This window comes from Mesorhizobium sp. WSM4898 (genome assembly GCF_029625845.1).
Lineage (GTDB): Bacteria > Pseudomonadota > Alphaproteobacteria > Rhizobiales > Rhizobiaceae > Mesorhizobium.
This window is the reverse complement of record NZ_JARTVQ010000001.1, coordinates 611886-635732: the sequence shown is the minus strand read 5'-3', so window position 1 is coordinate 635732 and position 23847 is coordinate 611886. Positions and strand designations below refer to the sequence as shown.

The 23847-nt window shown below is 65.0% G+C and carries 18 protein-coding genes; 16 read left to right on the top strand and 2 right to left on the bottom strand.

Going from position 1 to position 23847, the window contains the following annotated elements; all coding sequences use genetic code 11:
* Window positions 1–39: 39 nt before the first annotated feature.
* Window positions 40–1494: a xylulokinase gene (gene xylB, locus P9228_RS03180; protein ID WP_278052356.1), complete on the top strand. Its 1455-nt coding sequence runs from the start codon at window positions 40–42 to the stop codon at window positions 1492–1494.
* Window positions 1495–1691: 197 nt separating this feature from the next.
* Here the strand turns inward: xylB and P9228_RS03175 are convergent, their stop codons facing one another.
* Window positions 1692–2054 carry a nuclear transport factor 2 family protein gene (locus P9228_RS03175; RefSeq protein WP_278052355.1) on the bottom strand — a complete coding sequence of 121 codons (363 nt, stop codon included), beginning with the start codon at window positions 2052–2054 and terminating at the stop codon, window positions 1692–1694.
* Window positions 2055–2164: 110 nt separating this feature from the next.
* On the opposite strand from P9228_RS03175, the gene xylA reads away from it, so the two are divergent.
* The 3 genes from xylA to P9228_RS03160 all read left to right on the top strand — a co-directional run bounded on the left by xylA (window position 2165) and on the right by P9228_RS03160 (window position 4753).
* Entirely contained in the window at window positions 2165–3490 is a 1326-nt protein-coding gene (gene xylA, locus P9228_RS03170; RefSeq protein ID WP_278052354.1) for a xylose isomerase, read from the top strand.
* 187 nt (window positions 3491–3677) lie between these two features.
* Entirely contained in the window at window positions 3678–3881 is a 204-nt protein-coding gene (locus P9228_RS03165) for a hypothetical protein (protein ID WP_066996194.1), read from the top strand.
* Window positions 3882–3967: 86 nt separating this feature from the next.
* Complete coding sequence (locus P9228_RS03160; protein ID WP_347404249.1) at window positions 3968–4753, top strand: TIGR01458 family HAD-type hydrolase; 786 nt, start codon at window positions 3968–3970, stop codon at window positions 4751–4753.
* Window positions 4754–4813: 60 nt separating this feature from the next.
* Here P9228_RS03160 and P9228_RS03155 read toward each other — a convergent pair whose 3' ends face one another.
* Window positions 4814–5794 (bottom strand): GlxA family transcriptional regulator, encoded by a 981-nt coding sequence (locus P9228_RS03155; RefSeq protein WP_067324067.1) that lies wholly within the window; start codon window positions 5792–5794, stop codon window positions 4814–4816.
* Window positions 5795–5922: 128 nt separating this feature from the next.
* Between P9228_RS03155 and P9228_RS03150 the strand changes: the two genes are divergently transcribed.
* The 12 genes from P9228_RS03150 to P9228_RS03095 all read left to right on the top strand — a co-directional run bounded on the left by P9228_RS03150 (window position 5923) and on the right by P9228_RS03095 (window position 23674).
* Window positions 5923–6840 carry a 3-keto-5-aminohexanoate cleavage protein gene (locus tag P9228_RS03150; protein WP_066996067.1) on the top strand — a complete coding sequence of 306 codons (918 nt, stop codon included), beginning with the start codon at window positions 5923–5925 and terminating at the stop codon, window positions 6838–6840.
* Between the two features lie 96 nt (window positions 6841–6936).
* On the top strand, window positions 6937–7560 hold the full coding sequence (locus tag P9228_RS03145; protein WP_278052352.1) for an HD domain-containing protein: 624 nt from the start codon (window positions 6937–6939) through the stop codon (window positions 7558–7560).
* 2 nt (window positions 7561–7562) lie between these two features.
* Window positions 7563–8690, top strand: coding sequence for a carnitine 3-dehydrogenase (locus P9228_RS03140; RefSeq protein ID WP_278052351.1), 1128 nt, complete (start codon window positions 7563–7565; stop codon window positions 8688–8690).
* A 4-nt stretch (window positions 8691–8694) separates the two neighbouring features.
* Window positions 8695–9858: an acyl-CoA dehydrogenase gene (locus P9228_RS03135; RefSeq protein WP_278052350.1), complete on the top strand. Its 1164-nt coding sequence runs from the start codon at window positions 8695–8697 to the stop codon at window positions 9856–9858.
* A gap of 64 nt (window positions 9859–9922) precedes the next feature.
* Window positions 9923–12001, top strand: a complete 2079-nt coding sequence (locus P9228_RS03130) for an acetate--CoA ligase family protein (protein ID WP_278052349.1) — start codon at window positions 9923–9925, stop codon at window positions 11999–12001.
* Window positions 11994–12776 carry a carnitinyl-CoA dehydratase gene (locus P9228_RS03125; RefSeq protein ID WP_278052348.1) on the top strand — a complete coding sequence of 261 codons (783 nt, stop codon included), beginning with the start codon at window positions 11994–11996 and terminating at the stop codon, window positions 12774–12776. Before P9228_RS03130 ends, P9228_RS03125 begins: the two co-directional genes overlap by 8 nt.
* 216 nt (window positions 12777–12992) lie before the next feature.
* The gene (locus P9228_RS03120) at window positions 12993–13934 is read left to right on the top strand and encodes an alpha/beta hydrolase (RefSeq protein ID WP_095824388.1); all 942 of its coding nucleotides are present in this window, start codon (window positions 12993–12995) and stop codon (window positions 13932–13934) included.
* 553 nt (window positions 13935–14487) lie between these two features.
* Complete coding sequence (locus P9228_RS03115; protein WP_278052347.1) at window positions 14488–16482, top strand: hypothetical protein; 1995 nt, start codon at window positions 14488–14490, stop codon at window positions 16480–16482.
* Window positions 16479–20207 (top strand): hypothetical protein, encoded by a 3729-nt coding sequence (locus P9228_RS03110; protein ID WP_278052346.1) that lies wholly within the window; start codon window positions 16479–16481, stop codon window positions 20205–20207. The genes P9228_RS03115 and P9228_RS03110 overlap by 4 nt, the downstream gene beginning before the upstream one ends.
* Before the next feature lie 200 nt (window positions 20208–20407).
* Window positions 20408–21121, top strand: coding sequence for a ribulose-phosphate 3-epimerase (rpe, locus tag P9228_RS03105; protein ID WP_067324053.1), 714 nt, complete (start codon window positions 20408–20410; stop codon window positions 21119–21121).
* Window positions 21122–21342: 221 nt separating this feature from the next.
* Window positions 21343–22086, top strand: coding sequence for a GntR family transcriptional regulator (locus P9228_RS03100; RefSeq protein ID WP_067324052.1), 744 nt, complete (start codon window positions 21343–21345; stop codon window positions 22084–22086).
* 61 nt (window positions 22087–22147) lie between these two features.
* Window positions 22148–23674: a malonyl-CoA synthase gene (locus tag P9228_RS03095; protein ID WP_278052345.1), complete on the top strand. Its 1527-nt coding sequence runs from the start codon at window positions 22148–22150 to the stop codon at window positions 23672–23674.
* Window positions 23675–23847: the final 173 nt, after the last annotated feature.

The window sequence follows — 23847 nt, the reverse complement described above, 5'->3', positions numbered from 1 at the left end:
TTTCGAGACCCGAAAAAATTAAGGCATCGGGAGGAAATCATGTATCTCGGCCTCGACCTGGGCACCTCGGGCGTCAAGGCGCTCCTGATCGATGATCGCCAGACGGTCGTCGGGTCCGGCCACGGCTCGCTGGACGTCTCGCGGCCGCATGCCGGCTGGTCCGAACAGAATCCGGCGCACTGGATCGAAGCCTGCCAGACAGCGATTGCCGAGCTCAAGACTTCCCATCCCAAGGAGCTTGCAGCGGTCAAGGGTATCGGCCTCTCCGGCCAGATGCATGGCGCGACCCTGCTCGACGCCTCGGACAAGGTGCTGCGTCCCTGCATCCTTTGGAACGACACCCGCAGCCATGTCGAGGCAGCGGCGCTCGACGCCGACCCGCGTTTCCGCAAGCTCACCGGCAACATCGTCTTCCCGGGCTTCACGGCGCCGAAGCTGGTGTGGGTGAAGGACAACGAGCCCAGTGTTTTTGCCGCTGTCGCCAAGGTGCTCCTGCCCAAGGACTATCTGCGGCTCTGGCTGACCGGCGAGCATATTTCGGAGATGTCGGATTCGGCGGGCACATCCTGGCTCGACGTCGGCAAGCGGCAGTGGTCCTCTGAACTGCTCGCCGCGACAACGCTCGACGAGAAGCATATGCCGTCGCTGGTCGAAGGCACGGCGAAGGCCGGCGGCTTGCGCGGCGAGCTTGCCTCGAAATGGGGTATTGCTTCAGGCATTCCGGTCGCCGGCGGCGCCGGCGACAATGCGGCCTCGGCCTGCGGCATGGGCACCGTGGGCGCCGGCCACGCCTTCGTGTCGCTCGGCACGTCGGGGGTGCTGTTTGCCGCCAACGCCTCCTATCTGCCCAATCCGGAAAGCGCGGTGCACACCTTCTGCCACGCGCTGCCCAACACCTGGCACCAGATGGGGGTCATCCTGTCGGCCACCGATTCGCTCAACTGGCTGTCGGAGATCACCGGCAAAGGCGCCGGCGACCTGACCGGCGAGCTCGGCGACAAACTCAAGGCGCCGACAGGCATCGCTTTCCTGCCTTATCTCTCCGGCGAGCGCACGCCGCATAATGATGCGGCCATTCGTGGTTCCTTCACCGGCCTCGCGCATCAATCGAGCCGCGCCGTGCTGACCCAGGCCGTGCTCGAAGGCGTGGCATTTGCCTTCCGCGACAGCCTCGAGGCGCTGAAAACGGCGGGCACGACCCTGACCAGGGTGACGGCGATCGGCGGCGGCTCTCGCTCGCGCTACTGGCTGAAGGCGATCGCCACCGCGTTGCAGCTGCCGGTCGACATCCCGGCCGACGGCGATTTCGGCGCCGCCTTCGGCGCGGCGCGTCTCGGGCTGATCGCCGCGACCGGCGCCGATCCGCTTGCCGTTTGCATCGCGCCGGCGACCGATGCGACGATCGAACCGGATGCCGGGCTTGGTGGGGCGTATGCAGATGCTTATCAACGCTATCGTGCGCTCTATCCGGCGATCAGGGCGGTAACCGCGTGAGTATGCGCGAGGCACCCCCCTCTGCCCTGCCGGGCATCTCCCCCTCAAGGGGGGAGATTGGCAGCTTGGGCGCCTCGCTCCCTTTTGCAGCGTTGGAGATTGGCGAAATCCTAGATGAAAGCCGATCTCCCCGCTTGCGGGGGAGATGGCCGGCAGGCCACAGGGGGGTGCCTCGCGCCTCCCTTACCCAGTTAGCGTCACTGCGCCGGCACCTTGTCGAGGAAGCCGGTGACGCTCTTCAGGCGGCCGTTCTCGATGACGCAAATATCGGTGCCTTCGATGACGGATTCAGCGCCTTCGGGGCCCAAATTCCACGAGAAGCGCATGCGGTCGGCAAAACCGTCCGGCTCACCCTTCAGCGAGAAGCGGAAGCCGGCGAACTGCTGCTGCACGCCGTCGATCAGCGCGGCGAGGCCGTCGTGGCCGTCGCCTTGCATGATCGGGTCGCGATAGCTGACGTCGCTGGTGAAGACGGCCTCGAGCAGGGCCTTGCGGCGCGCCGCATCGCTCTCGTTCCAGGCGGTGATGTAGTTGCGGGCGATTGTGTTGAGGTCGGTCATGGTCTTCATCCTTCATTGGATCGTTCGACATGACCCTTTTGGACCCACGGAAGCGCCAAACCAATTACGCCTGAGGTAATCGGCGAAAGCACTTGGAGAGGAAGGAAACCATGAGCAGCGGATTTTTCGGCAACATCAAGACCATCAAGTATGAAGGGCCGGATTCGACCAATCCACTGGCCTACCGATATTACAACCCGGACGAGGTGGTGGGTGGAAAGCGGCTGGAGGACCATCTGCGCTTCGCCGTCGCCTATTGGCATTCCTTCGCCTGGCAGGGCGGCGACCCGTTCGGCGGCCAGACCTTCGACCGACCCTGGTTCGCCAAGCCCGGCGGCATCGACACGATGGAACTCGCGAAACTGAAGGCCGACGTCGCCTTCGAGATGTTCTCGCTGCTCGGCGTGCCCTATTTCTGCTTCCACGACGCCGACGTTCGCCCGGAAGGCAAGGATTTCTCCGAAAGCGCGGCGCGCCTCGACGAAATCGCCGATTATTTTTCGGCCAAGATGAACCAGACCGGCGTCAAGCTGCTCTGGGGCACGGCGAATCTTTTCTCGCATCGGCGCTTCATGGCGGGCGCCGCCACCAATCCCGATCCGGACGTGTTCGCCTATGCGGCGGCGACGGTGAAGAAATGCATCGACGTGACCAAGAAGCTGAAGGGCGAGAACTATGTGCTGTGGGGCGGGCGCGAAGGCTATGAGACGCTGCTCAACACCGATCTCGCGCGAGAGCAGGAGCAGGCCGGCCGCTTCCTCAACCTCGTCGTGGACTACAAACACAAAATAGGTTTCGAGGGCACGATCCTGATCGAGCCGAAACCGCAGGAGCCGACCAAGCACCAATACGACTACGATGTCGCCACCGTCTACGGCTTCCTGAAGCGCTTCGGGCTGGAGAAGGAGGTGAAGGTCAACATCGAGCAGGGCCATGCGATCCTTGCCGGCCACTCCTTCGAGCATGAGCTGGCCTTGGCCAACGCGCTCGGCATCTTCGGTTCGATCGACATGAACCGCAACGACTATCAGTCCGGCTGGGACACCGACCAGTTCCCCAACAATGTGCCGGAGATGGCTTTGGCCTATTACCAGATCCTGCAGGGCGGCGGCTTCAAGACCGGCGGCACCAATTTCGACGCCAAGCTGCGCCGCCAGTCGCTCGACCCGGAGGATCTGCTGATCGGCCATATCGGCGGCATGGACGCCTGCGCGCGCGGGCTCAAGGCGGCGGCCAGGATGATCGGAGACAAGGCGCTGTCGGGCCCGCTCAACGAACGCTATGCCGGCTGGAACACGGCCGAAGGCAAGGCGATGCTTTCCGGCAAGCGTACGCTGGAGGAGATCGCCGAACGCGTGGTGACGGAAAAGATCGAGCCGCAGCCGCACTCCGGCCGGCAGGAGCTGCTCGAAAACATCGTCAACCGCTACGTCTGACGCTTTTCCTGCGGTCGCCCGAATCGAGCGCCGCAGAACTGAAATTGCATCCCACGCGGGGTGAACCTACACGACAAGGTTTTGCCCCGCGCTGCCCCTCAATCGCCGTGCTCTTGCCTTCAAACAGCCGTCACGAATCGCCTATATTGTCGACATGCGGCGGGAAGGAAAGAAGGAGGCGAAACGTATGCAGCACGAACGCGAAATCGACGCCCTGCTCTCTTCCGGCGAGGCTGGTTCGATCATCGATCGGCTGATGGCGCTGCCGCATCCGAAGGATGGTGCCGGCGAAGCAAATGAATGGGATCGCGCGGTCGCCGCGCGGTTGGAAACGGCGCTGGCCAAGAGCATGCGCTCGCGCATTGTGCGCGAAGGCCGCGACGCCGCCTGATTCTTCGGCCCCTGTGTCCGTGGGCCTATTTTCGGCAGTTTGACGAACGGAGACTGTTTCTCCATCCTGCACCGATGATACGCGCGGTGCTGCTCGATCTCGCGGGTGTCGTCTATGATGGCGACACCCCGATCGCAGGCGCTGTGACTGGGGTCGAGCGTTTACGCAAGTCCGGGCTGCCGCTCCGCTTCGTCAGCAACACGACACGTTCGCCGCGCCACAGAATCATCGCGCAGCTCGCCGCAATGGGTGTCGAGGTGAGGGATGAAGAATTGGTGACGCCGGCGCGCGCTGCGCTCGAATGGCTGCGAGGGCATGACCGGCAGCCTCACCTGCTCGTCCATCCCAACCTCGAAGCAGAGTTTACCGGCCTGGAAGGCGGCAAGAGCCGCGCTGTCGTCGTCGGCGACGCCGGCGAGGCCTTCGACTATGCCGGCCTAAACCGAGCGTTCCGCGAACTGGTTGCCGGCGCCGATTTTCTCGCTTTGGCCACCAACCGCACCTTCAAGGACGCAGACGGCCAGCTCAGCCTCGACGCCGGCGCCTTCGTGGCAGCGCTCGAATTCGCCTGCGGGCGAAGCCCTGTCGTGCTCGGCAAGCCGTCGCCCGATTTCTTCCTCTCGGCGCTTGCCGGCTTGAATTGCCCGCAGACCGACGCGGTGATGGTCGGCGACGACGCGGAAAGCGATGTCGCCGGCGCGCTCAGCGCCGGGCTTGGCGCGGGGCTGCTGGTGCGGACCGGCAAGTACTGCCCAGGCGATGAAACGCGCTTCGATCCGCCTCCCACGGCGCTGGTCGACGACCTTGCGGCCGCTACCGACTGGATCCTCAAAGCGCGCCGCACAGAAGCGGATTCAGGCGACGCGCTTTGAATCCCTTGTTTTGATCTATGCCGCTTCCCAAAACCGCTGCGCGCTTTTGGCCGATCTGCATCAGCCGCGCCGCAGCCTGACCGGCGCTTCGCCGAACGCGCGGGAAAACGCCCTGGAAAACGCCGCGGCTGATGAAAAACCCGTACGCCCGGCAATGTCGGCCATGGCGATGCGCGTGTCGACCACCAGACGTCGGGCGGCGGCGAGCCGCAGCCGCAGATAATAGGCACCCGGCGTCTCGCCGATGGACTTGCGGAAGATGCTCTCGAGTGTTCGCGCCGTGACGCCGGCGCGCTTGGCCACGGCATCGATGGTCAGCGGCTCATCGACATGCGCTTCCATCAGCCGGATCGCCTGCGCCAGGCGCGGATCGTAGCCGTCGAGCCGGCCGAGCGAAACCAGCGGCTGAGCGTCGGTCGCCGCGCGCGTCTGATCGTAGATGAAGACGCTCGCCACATCGAGCGCGGCCGCCATGCCGAGCCGGGTGCGGACCAGATGCAGCATCAGGTCGAAGGTGGGCGAGGCACCGCCCGAGGTGAAGACCGGCCCGTCGATGACATAGCGGTCGGGGCGCACATCGACGCCCGGAAAGGCGGCGGAGAAATCCTCCATGTCTTCCCAATGCGTGGTGGCGCTGCGGCCTTCGAGCAGGCCGGCGCGCGCCACCAGCCAGGTGCCGGCCTCGACGCCGCCGCAGGCGCGGGCCGCACGCGCCGCGCGGCGCAACCCGGCAAGCAACGCCGACGTCGCATAGTTCTGCGTGCCGAAGCCGGCGACGACGACCAGCATGTCGGTCGCTTCGGCGGCATCGAAGCAGCCGCCGACGGCGACCGGCAAGCCGCAGGTCGTCACCGGCGCCTCTCCGGTGAGCGAGACCAGCTTGAAGTCGAACAAAGTCTCGCCGGAAATGCGGTTGGCGGCGCGCAGCGGGTCGACCGCCGAGGCCACGCACATGATCGACGAGCCCGAGAACACCAGAAACGTCACCTTGAGGGTTTCCCGCTCGGCCCGAAAGATCGTCGGCTTTTCGCTTTTAGTCATGGCGCCTTCGTAAAACGCAAAACAGTTTCCGGCAAGTCGGTCATGCTTGGCCAGCTTCGGCGCAGGTCGTCATAGCAAAGCCGGTTTCCGGCCTCATCAATGGCTGATCGAATTTGGGAGGAAAGACGATGCCGCTCGCGATGAACCGTGAGGTTTTCATTACCTGTGCCGTGACCGGTTCCGGCGGGACGCAGGACCGCAGCCCGAACGTGCCGCGCTCGCCCAAGCAGATCGCCGATTCGGCGATCGAGGCCGCCAAGGCGGGTGCTGCGATCGTCCATTGCCATGTGCGCGACCCCGAGACCGGCAAGCCGAGGCGCGACGTCCATCTCTACCGCGAGGTCACCGAGCGCATCCGCGAGGCGAACGTGGATGTGGTGCTGAACCTCACCGCCGGCATGGGCGGCGACATGGTGTTCGGCTCGCCGGAAGCGCCGCTGCCGCTCAACGAGAAGGGCACCGACATGGGCGGCGCCACCAACCGCATGGAGCATGTGCGCCAGTGCCTGCCGGAGATCTGCACGCTTGATTGCGGCACGATGAACTTCGCCGAAGCCGACTATGTGATGACCAACACGCCCGGCATGCTGCGCGCCATGGGCGGCATGATGACGGCGCTCGGCGTGAAGCCCGAGATCGAGGCTTTCGATACCGGGCATCTGTGGTTCGCCAAGCAGCTGGTCGAGGAACAGGTGCTGAAGCCGGATGCGCTGGTGCAGCTGTGCATGGGTGTGCCTTGGGGCGCACCGGACGACCTCAACACCTTCATGGCGATGGTCAACAACGTGCCGTCGACCTGGAACTGGTCGGCCTTCTCGATCGGCCGCAACCAAATGGCCTATGTCGCGGCGGCGGTGCTGGCCGGCGGCAATGTCCGTGTCGGGCTGGAAGACAATCTGTGGCTGGACAAGGGCGTGCTGGCGACCAATGCGCAGCTCGTCGAGCGCGCGGTGAGCATCGTCTCCAATCTCGGTGCGCGCGTGCTCGGACCGGAGGAAGTGCGCAAGAAGCTCAACCTCACCAAGCGGGCTCCGATCGCGGCATGAGCATGACCCCGAAAAGTGGGGAACCGGTTTTTGCTTCGCTGACCTGCGGTTCGGAAAAGATCATGCTCAAACAACATTGAAAAGCGGGAGGTCGAGATGGCTATCGTCAAATTCACCGCGATGAAGGACGGCGACAAGGAAGACTATGAATTCCTGACCGCCCACGAGATCGACTATGCCGCCAGGACGGGGGATCGGCTGCTTTCCGCGCTGGTGCAGCTGGACGAAGGTTTGTCCGGCTACAAGATCACCCGGCTCGGCCATTCGCTGCAGGCGGCGACGCGCGCCTGGCGCGACGGCGCCGACACTGACTGGATCATCTCCGCGCTGCTGCACGACATCGGCGACATATACGCGCCCTACAATCATGACGAATATGCCGCCACCATCCTGAAGCCGTTCGTGCGCGAGCAATGCACCTGGGTTGTCGAAAAGCACGGCGACTTCCAGCGCCTCTATTACGCGCATCATTTGGGCGGCAACCAGTATGCCCGCGACCGCTTCGCCGGCCATCTCTATTTCGACGATTGCGACCGGTTCTGCGAGCGCTGGGACCAGTCGAGCTTCGATCCCGACTACGAGACGCTGCCGATCGAGTTCTTCCGGCCCCTCGTGCTCGAAGTCTTCGCGCGCAAAGCTTACGACCCGGCCGTGATCCGCGCCGGCGAGCGCGTGCCGCTTTCCGATCCCGAAACAGCCAAGACCAGAACCGGAGCCTGACCATGAGCATCATCAACAAGGCGGCCGCCATCGGCGGCGGCGTCATCGGCGCCGGCTGGGTGGCGCGCCTGCTCTTGAACGGCATCGATGTTTCGATCTTCGATCCCGATCCCGAGGCGTCGCGCAAAGTCGGCGAGGTGATGAAGGGCGCACGCCGCGCCTACAAGCAGATGCTGCCCGGCGGCCTGCCCAAAGAAGGCAAGCTCACCTTCGCCAAGACGATCGGCGACGCAGTGGCGGATGCCGACTTCATCCAGGAGAGCGTGCCGGAGCGGCTCGACCTCAAGCACAAAGTGCTGGCCGAGATCGACGCCCATGCGCCGGCCAACTCCATAATCGGCTCCTCGACCTCCGGCATCAAGCCGACCGATATGCAGGTGGCGATGAAGAAGCACCCGGAGCGGCTGGTCGTCGGGCACCCGTTCAACCCGGTCTATCTTCTGCCTCTGGTCGAGATCGTCGGCGGCCAGCAGACTTTTCCCGAGGCGATCGAGGTCGCCAAGGAGATCTACGCCTCGATCGGCATGAAGCCGGTGGTGGTGCGCAAGGAAATCGAGGCCTTCGTCGGCGATCGCCTCCTGGAGGCCGCGTGGCGCGAGGCGCTGTGGCTGGTCAAGGACGGCATCTGCACCGTCGAGGAACTCGACGATATCATGCGCTATTCCTTCGGCCTGCGCTGGGCTCAAATGGGCATGTTCCAGGTCTACCGCGTCGCCGGCGGCGAAGCCGGCATGCGCCACTTCATGGCGCAGTTCGGACCTTGCCTGAAATGGCCGTGGACCAAGCTGATGGACGTGCCGGAGTTCAACGACGAGCTGGTCGACCTGATCGCCACGCAGTCGGACGAGCAGGCAAACGGCCTCTCGATCCGCGAGCTTGAAAAGATCCGCGACGACAATCTGGTCGCCATCATGGATGCGCTGTCGAAGCAGAACAAGGGCAAGGGCTGGGGCGCCGGCGCGCTTCACAAGGACTATACCAGGCAGTTGGCCAAGCTGGCGGCGAAGCCGGCCGCCAAGGCAGGCGACAAAGCAAAAGCCGCCAAGCCGGCGAAGAAGATGGCGAAGCCCGCAAAGGCCGAGAAGCCCACGAAGGCCGACAAGGCGAAAACAAGCAAGAAGAAGGGCTGAGGCGATGCATTTCGGTCTTTCGGAAGAACAAAAACTGATCGTCGAGACGACGCGTGCCTTTGTCGAGCACGAGCTTTACCCGCATGAGCGCGAGGTGGAACGCACCGGCGAACTGCGCCGCGAGCTGATCGACGAATTGAAGGCGAAGGCGATCGCGGCCGGGCTCTACGCCGCCAACATGCCGGCCGATGTCGGCGGCGCCGGCCTCGATACGGTGAGCTGGCTGCTCTACGAGAAGGAGCTTGGCCGCGCCAATTACGCGCTGCACTGGACCTGCGTGGCGCGCCCGTCCAACATCCTGCTCGCCGGCACGCCGGAGCAGCGTGAAAAATATCTCTTCCCCTGCATCCGCGGCGAAAAGTGGGACTGCCTGGCGATGACCGAGCCGGGCGCCGGCTCCGACCTGCGCGGCATGAAGGCGACCGCGGTCCAGGACGGCTCGGACTGGGTGCTCAACGGCACCAAGCACTTCATCAGCCACGCCGACATCGCCGACTTTGCCATCGTATTCATGGCTTCGGGCGAAGAGGATTCGCCGCGCGGCAAGCGCAAGAAGATCACCGCCTTCTTCGTCGACAAGGGCACCAAGGGTTTCACGGTGCGCGACGGCTACCGCAACGTCTCGCATCGCGGCTACACCAACTCGATCCTCGAATTCGACGACTGCCGGCTGCCGGCTTCCCAGGTGCTCGGCGAAGTGCACAAGGGCTTCGAGGTGGCGAATTCATGGCTCGGCGCCACGCGCCTGCAGGTCGGCGCCACCTGCCTCGGCCGCGCAGAGCGCGCGCTTTCGCATGCCATCGAATATGCCGCGCAGCGCCAGCAGTTCGGCCAGCAGATCGGCAAGTTCCAGGGTGTGTCGTTCAAGCTCGCCGATATGGCGACGGAGTTGAAGGCCGCTGACCTGATGGTGTTCGAAGCCGGCTGGAAGTACGATCAGGGCACCGTCACCGATCAGGACATGGCGATGGCCAAGCTGAAGGCTACCGAGATGCTGGCTTTCGTCGCCGACGAGGCGATCCAGATCCATGGCGGCATGGGGCTGATGGACGATCTGCCGCTGGAGCGCATCTGGCGCGACGCGCGCGTCGAGCGCATCTGGGAAGGCACTTCGGAGATTCAGCGACATATTATTTCGCGGGCGTTGCTGCGCCCGTTCGGGGCTTAGAGCATGATCCGCCAAAACCGGGATCCGGTTTTGGCAACGATCGTGCTCAAATGAAAAGATGACCATGCATAAACTCGAACGTCTCCTGCGCCCGAAATCGATCGCCGTGTTCGGCGGGGCGCAGGCCGCCGCCGTCGTCGCGCAATCAATCAAGATGGGCTTTGCCGGCGAAATCTGGCCGGTGCACCCGACTAAAGACGAGGTCGCAGGCCGCAAGGCCTACCGTTCCGTCGCCGACTTGCCCGGCGCGCCGGACGCCGCCTTTGTTGGGGTCAACCGGCATCTCACCATCGAAGTGGTCAAGGCATTGGCCGAGCGCGGCGCCGGCGGCGCCGTCTGCTTTGCCGCCGGCTTCCTCGAGACCGAGGCCTATGACGAGGACGGCGAGCGGCTGCAGGCCGAGCTGGTCGCCGCCGCGGGTGAGATGCCGATCATCGGCCCGAACTGCTATGGCCTGATCAACTATGCCGACGGCGCGCTTTTGTGGCCCGATCAGCATGGCGGGATCAGACTGGCCGAGGGCGGCAAGGGCGTCGCCATCATCACTCAATCGTCCAACATCGCCATCAACATGACGATGCAGAAGCGCGGTCTGCCGATCGCGTTCCTGATGACGGCCGGCAACCAGGCGCAGACCGGCCTTTCCGAAATGGCGCTCGGTCTGATCGAGGACGAGCGCGTCACGTCGCTTGGCCTGCATATCGAGGCCTTCGATTCCGTGGCCGGCTTCGAGCGATTGGCGGCGAGAGCCCGCGAGCTGAAGAAGCCGATCATCGCCATGAAGGTCGGCCGCTCGGAACAGGCGCGGCAGGCGACGGTTTCCCATACCGCGTCGCTTGCCGGTTCGGATGCCGCCTCGGGCGCGTTGCTGAAGCGGCTGGGCATCGCGCGCGTCGATTCCATACCGGCCTTCATCGAGGCGTTGAAGCTCTTGCACATCACCGGGCCGCTGCCCGGCTACAGACTGTCGTCGATGAGCTGCTCGGGCGGCGAAGCCTCCGTGATGGCCGACAGCGCGGAAGGACGCTGGGTGCATTTCCCGACGCTAAGCGCCGAGCATCGCGCGCATGTCAAATCGACGCTCGGGCCGCTGGTCGCGGTCGCCAATCCGCTCGACTACCACACCTTCATCTGGAACAACGAGCCGGCGATGACGGCCACCTTCACTGCCATGGTGTCGGGCGGCTTCGACCTCAACATGCTGGTGCTCGACTTCCCGCGCCCCGACCGCTGCTCGGACACCGACTGGTGGGCGACGCTGCGTGCCTTCGAGGCGGCGCTGAAGACCAACAGGGCGCAGGGCGCGATCGTCTCCTCGCTGCCGGAAAACCTGCCGGAGGAATATACCGCCGGGCTGATGGCGCGCGGCATGGTGCCCTTGTTCGGCATTTCGGAAGCGATGGACGCCGCCCAGGCCGCCGCCTTCATCGGCTGGGCCTGGCGCGAGCCGCAGGCGCAGCCGGTCGACACCACGGCGGCGGGCGCTTCCGACGGCGACCACGTCACGCCGGACGAAGCCGAGGCCAAAGCGCGTCTGATCGAGGCCGGGCTGCCGGTGCCGAAGGGCGAGCGAGCCTCGAACGCGGTCGAGGCGGTGATTGCGTCCATGGCGCTTGGTTTCCCGGTGGCGCTGAAGACGCTCGGCGTGACGCACAAGTCGGAGGTCGGCGCCGTGCGGCTGAACCTCAAGGACGCCGAATCCGTCAGCAATGCCGCGCATGACCTGTTGCCGCTTGGCACCGGGCTCTATGCCGAGCGCATGGTGCGCGACGGCGTCGCCGAACTGATCGTCGGCTTCACCCGCGATCCGATGTTCGGCGCGGTGATGACGCTCGGCACCGGCGGCGTGTTGGTCGAGCTGCTGCGCGACAGCGTGACCCTGATGCTGCCAGCGACGCGCGACGACATCGAGGCGGCGCTGCGTGGCCTGAAGCTCTATCCGTTGCTGGAGGGCTATCGCGGCCGGCCCAAGGCCGACGTCCAGGCCGCCATCGACGCCATCGCCGGCATTGCCGACTTCGTGCAGAAGAATGAAGGCGAAATCGAAGAGCTCGACATCAACCCGCTGATCGTCTGCGCCGAAGGCAAGGGCGCCTGGATCGCCGACGCACTGCTGGTGCTTGGAGAAAAGAAGAATGGCTGACGTCATCACCACTCGCCGCGAAGGCACGATCCTGGAAGTCACGCTCGACCGGCCCAAGGCCAATGCCATCGACCTCAAGACCTCACGGCTGATGGGCGAGACGTTCAAGGCGTTCCGCGACGATCCCGGCTTGCGCGTCGCCATCGTCAAGACGGCCGGAGACAAGTTCTTCTGCGCCGGCTGGGACCTGAAGGCGGCTGCGGCCGGCGACGCGGTCGACGGCGACTACGGCGTCGGCGGCTTTGCCGGGCTGCAGGAACTGCGCGACTTGAACAAGCCGGTGATAGCTTGCGTCAACGGCATGGCGGTGGGCGGCGGCTTCGAGCTGGCGCTGTCCTGCGACCTGATCTACGCCTCTGACCATTCTTCCTTCGCGCTGCCCGAGATCCGCGCCGGCACGCTGGCCGACGCCGCGACGATCAAGCTGCCGAAACGCATTCCCTACCATATCGCCATGGACCTTCTCCTCACCGGCCGTTGGATGGATGTGGCGGAAGCGCATCGCTGGGGCGTGGTCAACGAGGTGCTGCCCAAGGAGAAGCTGGAGGACCGCGTCTGGGAAATCGCGCGGCTTTTGGCCAGCGGCCCGCCGCTGGTCTTCGCCGCGATCAAGGAGACGGCGCGCGTGGCCGAGGCGCTGACCTTCCAGGAGGCCATGAACAAGGTGACGCGCAGGCAACTGCCGACGGTCGATATCCTCTACGGCTCGGAGGACAATATGGAAGGCTTCCGCGCCTTTGCGGAGAAGCGCGATCCGGTGTGGAAGGGTAGATAGGCCGCAGACGATGGCGTTCCGTCACACCCCCCTCTGCCCTGCCGGGCATCTCCCCCGCAAGGGGGGAGATCGGATGTCACGGTCGCTTTCGCCAATTGCCAGCGTCGCAGGTGGATCGCCGGCGCCCAAGCTGCCAATCTCTCCCCCTGCGGGGGAGATGTCCGGCAGGACAGAGGGGGGTGCTCAGGCTCGACCTTCGCGATCGGCCCAAGCGCTATGACCGACTACAAGACCCTCATCGACGTCGAGACCTGGGCTTTCATCGAGAAGACCAATTCCTACTACCCGCCCGACACGATCGACTACACGATCGCAGAGCAGCGGGCGATCTACGACCGGATGTGCCGCGAGTTCTTCGCCGGCTATCCGCAAGGCGTGACGGTCGAAACGTCCGCCATCGCCACGCCGACCGCCAGCATCCCGATCCGCATCTATAGCAACGCGGAATCGAACAGCGCCGCAATGGTGCTCTATGTTCATGGCGGCGGATTCATCCTCGGCGGGCTGGACAGCCATGACGATGTCTGCGCCGAGCTGTGCGCCCGCACCGGCTACGAGGTGGTCTCGGTCGATTACCGGCTGGCGCCGGAACATCTGCATCCGGCCGCCTTCGACGACGTGCTAAGCGCCTTTGAATGGGCCGCCAAGACCTATGATTGCCCTGTCCTGCTTTGCGGCGACAGCGCCGGCGGAAACCTCTGCGCCGCCGTTGCCCACGCAACGCGCGGTCACATCAAGAAGCCGGCCGGCCAGGTGCTGATCTATCCCAGCCTCGGGGGCGACCGCTCGCGCGGCTCCTATGTGGCGCATGCTGACGCGCCGATGCTGACCCTGCGCGATATCGAATTCTACCTGAACATTCGCACCGGCGGCGTGGACCGGACCGGCGACATCACGCTGTCGCCGCTCGCCGACGCCGATTTCGCCTATCTCCCGGCGACGGTGCTGATCACTGCCCAATGCGACCCGCTGTCCTCAGACGGCGAGGCCTATCGCGACCGCGTCGTCGCGGCCGGCGGGTATGCCTACTGGTTCGAAGAACAGGGGTTAGTGCACAGCTATTTGAGAGCCCGGCATACGGTCGGTCGTGCTCGCGCGAGCTTCACCCGCATCGTCGAGGCGGTCTCCGTGCTCGGCAGAGGCGAGTGGATCTGGTGATTTTGCCAAAGCGCGTGGCGTCGAGATTCAAGCGCCGCGCTTCGGGGCTGATGCCAAAATCGCTGCTCTCTTTTCGGCGACTTGCATGAGACGGGCAAAGACAGCTCTACCAGCCGGACGCCTAGAGCATTTCACCGTTTCACGGAAACGACGAAATGCTCGGGCTTGTTTGTTCTGACGCAATTCCGGACGGAAAACCGCTCACACTTTTTCTCGAATTGCTCTAGACCGGATTGAACCTTTCCGACTCAGCCTGCGACTGACGGCCAGGCGCCGCATGGCGCGGGCCGGAAAGGGAGCCCGTATGATCAGAAATCCAGAGCCGCGGTGGTCCGAGGAAGCAACAGGAGCTCGGCGCGATCATCGGCTTCGGGATGGAGACGACGCGCTCGGCTTTCGGCTGATTCCGTTGACCCTGCCAGGCACCCGGCGTATCGTGAACAGGCGGAAAACAGACAATTCTATCAGGGACGAACGAGCCGGAACGCTGCGACTTACCTTGTTTTGCGCGGCGAAATCGGAGGGTTCTTCCGACGACTTCGGGGGGAGCTCAATGTCTCGCGACCGCGGCTCGTTCGTGGCTTTTCGCGGCGGCGGTTTGCGCCGCGCGATCGTGACCACCAGCGGAATTCTTGCCCTGGCACTGGCCGCCGGCTTTTGCCTCGGCGGTGCGGCAAAGGCTCAGGAAGCCCAGATCATCTATCCGGGCTCGATGGCGGTGACCGGCTTCCCCGGCACGATCATCCCGGATCTCGGCTCTCCCGATTCCGAAAAGGGCGGCCTGCCGCCCGGCGTCGACCCGGTCGACGAAACCTTCATCGACACTTCGCAGGCCTCGTTGCGCATTTTCAACGTCTCGCAACTCGGCGGCCCAGCTTCGGGCCAGCTCGTCTACACGCCGCCGCCCTTCGAGGTGACAGCCGGCCAGATCGGCGAGGTCTTCGGCCTCACTTATGACGACGGCGTGCGCGATGGCGTGCCGTCGGGCATTCCGAACCTCTATACGGCGGCGACCTCGCTGCACGGCATCGAGATCGTCACGCCGGACGCCGACGAGGACGGGCGGCCTGAGCGACAGCGCCGCGGCGCCGCCGGCGCTGTCTTCATGAACGGCCAGTTCGGCATCGAAAATGGCGGCGGACCGGGCACCATCTGGAAGATCGACGGTATCTCGGGCGCCGTCTCGAAATTCGCCGACGTCGACACCAACAGCGGGCCCGGCATCGGCAACCTCGCCTTCGATCCGACCCATCGTGAGTTCTTCGCTTCGGATCTCGATACCGGGCTCATCCACCGCATCGATATCGAGGGCAATCTGATCGACAGCTTCGACCATGGCGTTGCCGGGCGTCCCGCGCATGGGCTGGCCCCGGTCGCCGACGACGGCGCCGTGATGGACATCCACGATACTGCCTTCGATTCGGAAGACCCCCGAACCTGGGGCTATACGCAGGATGCGCGCCGCGTCTGGGCCGTCGCCTACCATGGCGGGCGGCTCTACTATTCCGTAGGCGAGAAAGCCGAAATCTGGTCGGTCGGCATTGCAAGCGACGGGGGTTTTGGCCGCGATCCGCGCTGGGAACTGACGGTCAAGGCCGACCAAGATTATGCCGTCACCGATATCGCCTTCGACAATCAGGGTTTCATGTATCTTGCCCAGCGCGGCCCGGTCGAGAACCGCTACGATTACAGCCGCTTCGCCGATACCGGCAAAGGCGAGGTGATCCGCTACCAGCGCGAGGATCCGGACGATCCGGCAACGGAATCGGTCTGGGCCGAGGTGCCGCAGGAATATGCGGTCGGCTTCCCGCAGGGCAACCGGCAGTCGGCAGGCGGCGTCGACCTGCAATACCGCTACGACCCCGAAGGCAATCTTGACACCTCGGTCTGCACCGACACGGTCGTGAACACCGGCGACCAATTGCGCGACAATCCGGAGCTTGCCGAGCGCCTCGCCGCCGGCGGGCCGCTTGCCGTGCATGGCGTCCAGCTCACGCCAAGCAAGCTGGTCAAGCCGGTAAACGTGCCGCCCTTCGGCTCCTGGTTCGTCGACTTCGACGGCTATTTCGAAGACCCGGACGTCCAGGGCCATGTCGGCGACGTCCGGGTCTGGCGCCCCTGCGAGGGCCGCGCCGGCTATTATGAGGAAATCCCCGGCGGCTTCCTGCCTCCCGTCTATCCGCCGGACTTCCCGCCGCCCGGCAACCTGCCGCCATGCCTTGATGTCGAGGACGTGCAGTATTTCTGCACGCCCCGCGGCCTCCGGGCCGACCTCTATCTCGATGACCACGCCGGCTTTGGCGGCGATTCGATCAAGGCTTTGTCCAAGACACCGGGCGTCGGGGTGACCTCACCCATGTCGCATGCGCCGGGCAAGCCCTACACGATCGGCATCATCGGCCATAATCCGGGCGACACCGTCAATGTCGGGCTCTGCTTCTACCGGAAGTCCGACCGGGACAAAGGCGGCTACTATCCTTGCTGCAAGGTGACGCTGCCGTTGAGGACGCCGGCCGTCGAGTGCGAAGCGCCGAGGAGGGACAGATGAGCGGTCTCGTCCTTTCCCGCCCTGCCCCGCGCAAAGCCGTCATGGGCACGATCATGAAACCCCTGTCATACGCCAGGCGCGGCGCGCGCTGGCTGATGGCGGCCGGTGTCGCGGTCGCCATGATGCCGGCAGTGCCGGCGCTTGCGCAGGACAAGGCACCGGCCGGCCAGATCGCCAACCCGGAAATCACGGCTGGATCGCGCGGCATCAATCCGGAGCTCGGGCGGATCATACCCTTCTTCACCAAGAAGGGTGGCCTAAGGGGCTGCGATAGTGTCGAATACGTCTTGAGCTTCGGCATCCATGGCGACCCGCAGGACTTCGACCGGCCAAGCGTGGCGGCCCTTCTGAAGGCGACAAGGCTCGACTTCAAGGACCAGTTGCCGCACGGCTTGCAGATCGTGAGCGTCGACCTCGTCGGCGACGGCACGGGCGCTTCCGGCGGACCGCTGCCCGCTGCTTCGATCAGCACATCGGCCGGCCCAAATGATACGGCAAGCGTTTCCAATTTCCGGATCAGCGCTTCGAACCTCGACGGCGTCGGCGCTGCCGACGAACGCGTGATCACTTTCCGGATCACGGCCAAGATAGACCATGCCGCCTTCGCCGCGCCGGCAACGGTCGATAACCAGGGTGAGATGAAGGTGGCCTTCAGGGGCGGCCCGGCAACCACGATCCCCTCGCAGGATCCGGACAAGCCCGACGACGCCGATTTCCTCACCGGCGTGAAGACCTCGATCACGATCGACCTGAGCAAGTGCAACCCGCCGCCTCCGCCTCCCAGCAAGGAATGCCTCAAGGTCGAACGCGGCACGGTCGACTGCGTGCCCGGCGGCGGCGCCTTCATCTATCACATGCCGGTCGGTCCGGAGATGGCCGGCAAATGGGTGCAGCTGTCGACGACGACACCCGGCATCACCATCGCCACCGACACCCAGCAGGTACCTGCCGGCGGCGGCGTGTTGAACTGGAAGATCATCGGCGCCTCGTCGGGCGAGGCCATCCATCTCGTCGTCACCGGCATCGACACCTATGCCGGGCCGAAGGAAGGCTGGGGACTTTGCTGCACGCAGGAGATCGACATCGACATTCCGCGTGATCTCAGGTGCCCGCCCCAAAAGCAGCCCGACCTCAAGGTGGAGAAGTGGGCAGAGGTGCCGCGCTGCACGATGTCCGGCGGCTGCGACTTCACCATCACGGTCACCAATGTCGGCGATGCGCCCTATAACGGCAAGATCGTGCTCGACGAGGTGACATTGCCGGCCGGGTCGGCGCTGTCGTCGGGACCGAACCCACCCTGGGTCTGCGCGCCCGGGACGACGCCGATGACCTGCACCCATCCGGCAACCACGCTCAACCCGGGCGCCTCCGCCGTCCTCAAGCTCGGCTTCAAGCCGGCCGGCGGCTGGCAGGGCAGCGTGCTGCGCAATTGCGCCGCCTATGACTACCAGGCGAGCGGCAAGCCGCTGTTCGGCAGCCAGCAGAACGATCGCGGCTGCGCCTCGATCCCGGTCTGCCGCCGTGGCGATCGCGATCCGCAATGCCAGCCTGCGGTCGAGAAGAAGGTCGACCTGCTGCTGAAGAAGCGCGCCCGCATGCCGGTCTGCACGCCGGACGGCATCTGCAGCTTCGTGATCGATATCATCAACAACGGCACCAGCACCTATCACGGGCCGCTGACCGTGATCGACACCTATCCGGGCGACGCGCCGACCTCCTCGGCCTTCGGGCCCAGCCCGCCATGGACCTGCTTGCCGAACGGCCCCGGCCAGTTCCGCTGCGACAATGCCGGCATCTCGCTGCCGCCGGGCGCCTCGACGCCCATCGTGGTCAAGGCGGTCATGCCGGCAAACTACCGGCCGGACACGGTCGAGAACTGCGCCGAGGTGAAGGCCATTGCCGGCGAGGTCGACCTCGCGAACAACAAGGCGTGCGCGACCGAGCGCATCCGCCGTCCGAATGGCGCCAAGCCCGGCCTGCGCATCACCAAGGCGTGCGAGAGCTCGCTGGCCGGTGCGTCTTCGGTATCCTGCCGCATCACCGTGACCAATGCCGGCACTGCTGCCCCCACCGGTCCGGTGCGGGTCAACGATGCCGCCACGCTGGTGTCGGGCGGCGCGCCGGTCGCTGTCCGGACCCTGACCCCGGACGGCGCCGACTGGAACTGCGGGCCAGTGCCCGCCAACATGCTGTCTTGCCAGATTGCCGGCGCCGTCATGACGCCCGGAACCAGCCGGCACTTCGACGTGACGGTCGGCGGCAATGACGCGTTCGAGAACTGCGCGCGCGGCTCTTTTGGGCCGGCGCCCCGCGACGACATCGTCTATCCGATCGGCCAGGCTTGCGCGAAGGGCGGTGGGGCCTCCATGATCCGCGTCGAGAAGACCGGCGACAGCGAATGCCAGCCAGGCGCGCCCTGCTCGTTCGAGATCACCATCACGAATGGGGGGCCGAATGCCTTCTCCGGTCCGGTCCGCATCGGCGATGCGGTCGGCATCGACGGTCTCGGCAGGCTGGAGGGTGTCAAGATCACCGCGATCGACCCGCCTTTCGGCTGCTCGCCGGAGCCGGCGACGCTGCCGGCGTCCTGCATCGCCAATCTGACGCTGGGCGCCGGCGAAAGCCATACGCATCATGTCACAGTGGTCCTTCCCGACGACGCGCGCCTTGCCACTCTGCGGGGTACGGTCAGCGGACAGAACTGCGTTGGGGTGCTCTCGCCAAACACGCCGGTGCAGGGCGGCGGCGATGTGCTGTCGCGCGCCCCAGCCAACGCGCAAGGCGACCGCGGCAGGGCCTATGCATGCCACCCCTTCACAATCAAGCGTGAGGTCAAGAACCAGTGTTCGGGCGGCATGGTGCTCAACTCGGCCGGCCGCTGCGCCTGCCCGGACGGCACCACATTCCGCAACGGTCAGTGCTCGTCCGGCGGCACCAAGCTTCTGCCGCTGCCAGTGCCGCAGCGCTGCGTCCTACTCAAGGGCCAGATCCGGACCGAGGACGGGCGCTGCGTCTGCCCGCGAGGCGCCGAGCTGGAAAACGGCAGATGCGTTCAGAGCGAGCAGCCGCAGGAGCCGCAGTGCACGCTGCGTCCCGGCCAGTACCGCGACCAGGACGGCAATTGCGTATGCCGGCGCGGCGAGCTGGTGAACGGCGTCTGCCGCGTCGCTCCGCCGAAATGCACTATCCGCGGCGCCGTGCCGACACCGGATGGCTGCGCCTGTCCGAAGGACACGCATGTCGACCGCGCCGCCAAGGCTTGCGTGCCCGACAGGCAGCAGCCGCCCAGCCAGTGCCGCATTCGTGGCCAGGTGCGCAATGCCGATGGCGATTGCGTCTGCCCGAGGGGGACGGCGTTGAAGGGCAAAGCCTGCGTGCCGGTCAGGAAGCCGCAAGCATGCTCCATCCGCGGCCAGTTCCTCAACAAACGCGGCGTCTGCGTGTGTCCACGCGGCACCGAAGTGATCGAAGGTAGATGCGGCAGGTTCGAAGACGCTGTATGCGCGCCGGGCTCGGAGATGATCGATGGCATGTGCCAGCCGATCATCAGGCGGCGCTGCCCGGTCGGAACGGCCGGCCGGTATCCGGATTGCTTCCCGATCCGCAGGCGGCCAGGCGTGGAGATCGATCCGGACCTGCTGCTCAATCCGAATATCCTGCAGCAGTTGGTGCCAAGAAGCCAACCAAGGCTGCAGCGGAACCCGGCGACTGACAACCTTCAGTAAGGCAGCCCATCACTACCGCGCCCGCGAACCCGCCGGAAAAATCCAGCGGGTTCTCTCCTTCCCGCATCGCAGCTCGCGTTTTGCGTGCCCGTCGAGCGAAGCGGAAAACACGCTTCCCCTTGGCCGGACGATGGTCTAGGCAGACCCGCGTGCCAGCGCGCAGCACAGAGCGCCGATGAGGATGCCGGGAGAAGCCTTTCATGAGCAAGAAGACCCTGATCGCACCATCGGTGCTGGCGTCGGACTTTTCGAAGCTCGGCGATGAGGTCGAAGCGGTCGCGGCGGCCGGAGCCGATTGGATCCATCTCGACGTGATGGACGGCCATTTCGTGCCCAACATCACTTTCGGCCCACCGGTGATCAAGGCGATCCGCAACCGGACAAAAACCTTCTTCGACTGCCATCTCATGATCGCGCCTGCCGACCCCTACCTGGCGGCCTTTGCCGAGGCCGGCTGCGACGGCATAACGGTCCATGCCGAGGCCGGCCCGCATCTCGACCGTTCGCTGCAAACCATCAAAGGTCTCGGCAAGAAGGCCGGTGTCTCGCTCAACCCGGCGACGCCGGAAACGGCGATCGAATATGTGCTCGACCGGCTCGACCTCATCCTGATCATGACCGTCAATCCCGGCTTCGGCGGCCAGGCTTTCATCCCGGCGATCGTCGACAAGGTGCGAAAGGTCAAGGCGCTGATCGGCGAGCGCCCGATCCGCATCGAGGTCGACGGCGGCATCTCGCCAGAAACGGCGCCGCTGGTGACGGCCGCCGGCGCCGGCGTGCTGGTGGCCGGCGCGGCCATTTTCAAAGGCGGCACAGTGGAAACCTATCGGGCAAATATCGAAGCGATCCGCTCAGCCGCCGACAAGGCCGTTAAAGACGTCGACAGTGCGTTCCTAGCAAAGCCGCCTCGCTAACTAAGGGCTGTTCAGTATACCGAGTTATGTCAAGTCTCCCACTGACGTCAGCCTTTTTTCAAGTGGATTTTACTTTATTCGATAATTGACCCCGCCTTGTCTTAAAGTACGAATATCGCCATCATACGTTTTTAGGCGGCAGTGCTCGGCTGTAAGATACATCGTATGAAATTGCTTGGCCGAGGGACCCTGCAAAACAGGGGCCGGCAACAGGAGTCAAATTGCCATACGGGAACGCCGATACGGGCGAAGGCAAGGGTGCCAAGAGCACGCTGGCCAGTTCGGTCTACCATCAGCTCCGCGAGGACTTGCTGCGGGGAGCTTTGGAAGCCGAGGGCAAGCTGCGCGTCGAATGGGTCGTTTCCCGGTATGGCGCCGGCGCTTCGCCGGTGCGCGAGGCGCTGAACCGTCTGGCCGCCGAGGGATTGCTCGGCCGCCACGACCAGCGCGGCTTCTTCGTGATGCCGGTCAACGCGGCCGAGCTGGAGGAGCTCACCCGCACGCGGTGCTGGCTGGAAGAACGCGCATTACGCGAATCCATTGCGCACCGAACGGCGGAATGGGAAGAACAGCTGGTGCTCGCCCTGCACCGCCTGGCGCGCGCCGAACGCCGCCGGCCCGATGACCCGGCAACCAACAATCCGGAATGGGAGAAGCTGCACCGCGCCTTTCATCGCGCGCTGATCTGCGCCTGCCGCTCGCATTGGCTGATCGGCTTTTGCGACCAGCTTTCCGACCAGGCCTCCCGCTACCGGCTGATCTCGCAGCGCGGCCCCGGCTCCGAACGCGACGACTTCGGCGAGCACCGGACGATTGCCGAGCGGACCATGGACGGCGACGCCGACGGCGCGGTCGAGGCCTTGCTCAGTCACTACCGCCTGACGGCGGAGATGTGCATGGCGCAGCTCAGCCCAGGCGACGGTCCGCGGGCTCGCGCAGGCAAGGCCGCGCGCGGTCGCAAATAGCTGCCCATCGCTGACAAATCTGATATTCGCTCTGGCCGAGCTTTCGACGCCAGGGGACGACATGACCAATCACCTGTTCGACGCGTTTCGCGCCAGCATGCCGGCGCCTGGCCAAGTGCTGATGGAGACGGGTGACGGGCGTTCGATTTCCTATGCCGACATGCTGGCGTGGTCCGCGCGGTTTGCGCACGCGCTGGTCGCCGCTGGTGTGCTGCCCGGCGATCGCGTCGCGGTGCAGGTGGAGAAGACCCCTGAAGCTTTGCTCCTCTATCTCGCCTGTCTGCGCGCCGGCGCCGTCTTCCTGCCGCTCAACACCGCCTATACGCTGCCGGAGCTCGACTATTTCTTCCGCGACGCGGAGCCGCGGCTGGTCGTGTGCGATCCGGAAAAGGTGAAGGATGTGCAACCGCTTGCCGCATCGGCGGCGGCGGCAACGCTGACGCTAGGCCGCGACGGACAGGGCACGCTTGCGGACCGTGCGGCGCTGCAGCCGGCGGATTTTGCGGATCTGGAGCGCGGCCCCGACGATCTTGCCGCCATCCTTTACACGTCTGGCACGACGGGCCGCTCCAAGGGCGCCATGCTCAGCCACGAGAACCTCGCCTCCAACGCGCGCGTGCTGGTGGATTACTGGCGCTTCAGCGGCGATGATGTGCTCATCCACGCGCTGCCGATCTTCCACACGCACGGCCTGTTCGTCGCGACCAACGTCATCCTGATGGCCGGCGCAAAAATGCTGTTCGAGCGGAAGTTCGACCCGGCCCGTGTGATTTCGCTTCTGCCGCGCGCGACCGCGCTGATGGGCGTGCCGACCTTCTATGTGCGGCTCCTGCAGCAGCAGGGCCTGACGAAGGATGCGGCCAGCCGCATGCGGCTGTTCATCTCTGGTTCGGCGCCGTTGCTTAGCGAGACGCATAATGCCTGGCGCGAGCGCACCGGCCACGCCATCCTCGAACGCTACGGCATGACCGAAACCAACATGAACACCTCCAACCCCTATGACGGCGAACGGCGCGCGGGCACGGTCGGCTTTCCGCTGCCGGGTGTCTCGCTGCGTGTCGCCGACCCCGAAAGCGGCAAGCCGCTAGCCCAGGGCGAGATCGGCATGATCGAGGTGAAGGGCCCGAACGTCTTTGCCGGCTATTGGCGGATGCCAGAGAAAACCAAGGCCGAATTCCGCGACGACGGCTTCTTCATCACCGGCGACCTCGGCCTGATCGATACCGGCGGCTATGTCCACATCGTCGGCCGCGGCAAGGACCTGATCATCTCGGGCGGCTACAACGTCTATCCCAAGGAAATCGAGAGCGAGATCGACGCGCTTGCCGGCGTTGCCGAAAGCGCGGTGATCGGGGTTGCGCATCCCGACTTCGGCGAAGGCGTCACGGCCGTCGTGGTGCGCAAGCCGGGCTCGGCAATCAGCGCAGCCGATATCGCCGACGCCATCGCCGGGCGGCTGGCCAAATACAAGCATCCAAAGCAGGTGATCTTCGTCGACGAATTGCCGCGCAACACGATGGGCAAGGTGCAGAAGAACGTTTTGCGCGAGGCGTTTAAGGATATCTACCAATCCAGGCCGCAGAGCTAGGACCAGTGCAAACGCCCGGTAGCTTCGCCATTTTGGGGCGGAGCAAGGAGCGAAGCGACGCGGGAAGACCCTAGGATCCATGCCTTAACGCCCAACGTTGCAACAATTACAGAATTCTGCACCGTTGCGCCCCACGGCAGAGGTCACGACAAGGATCCTCGGGTCAAGGCCGA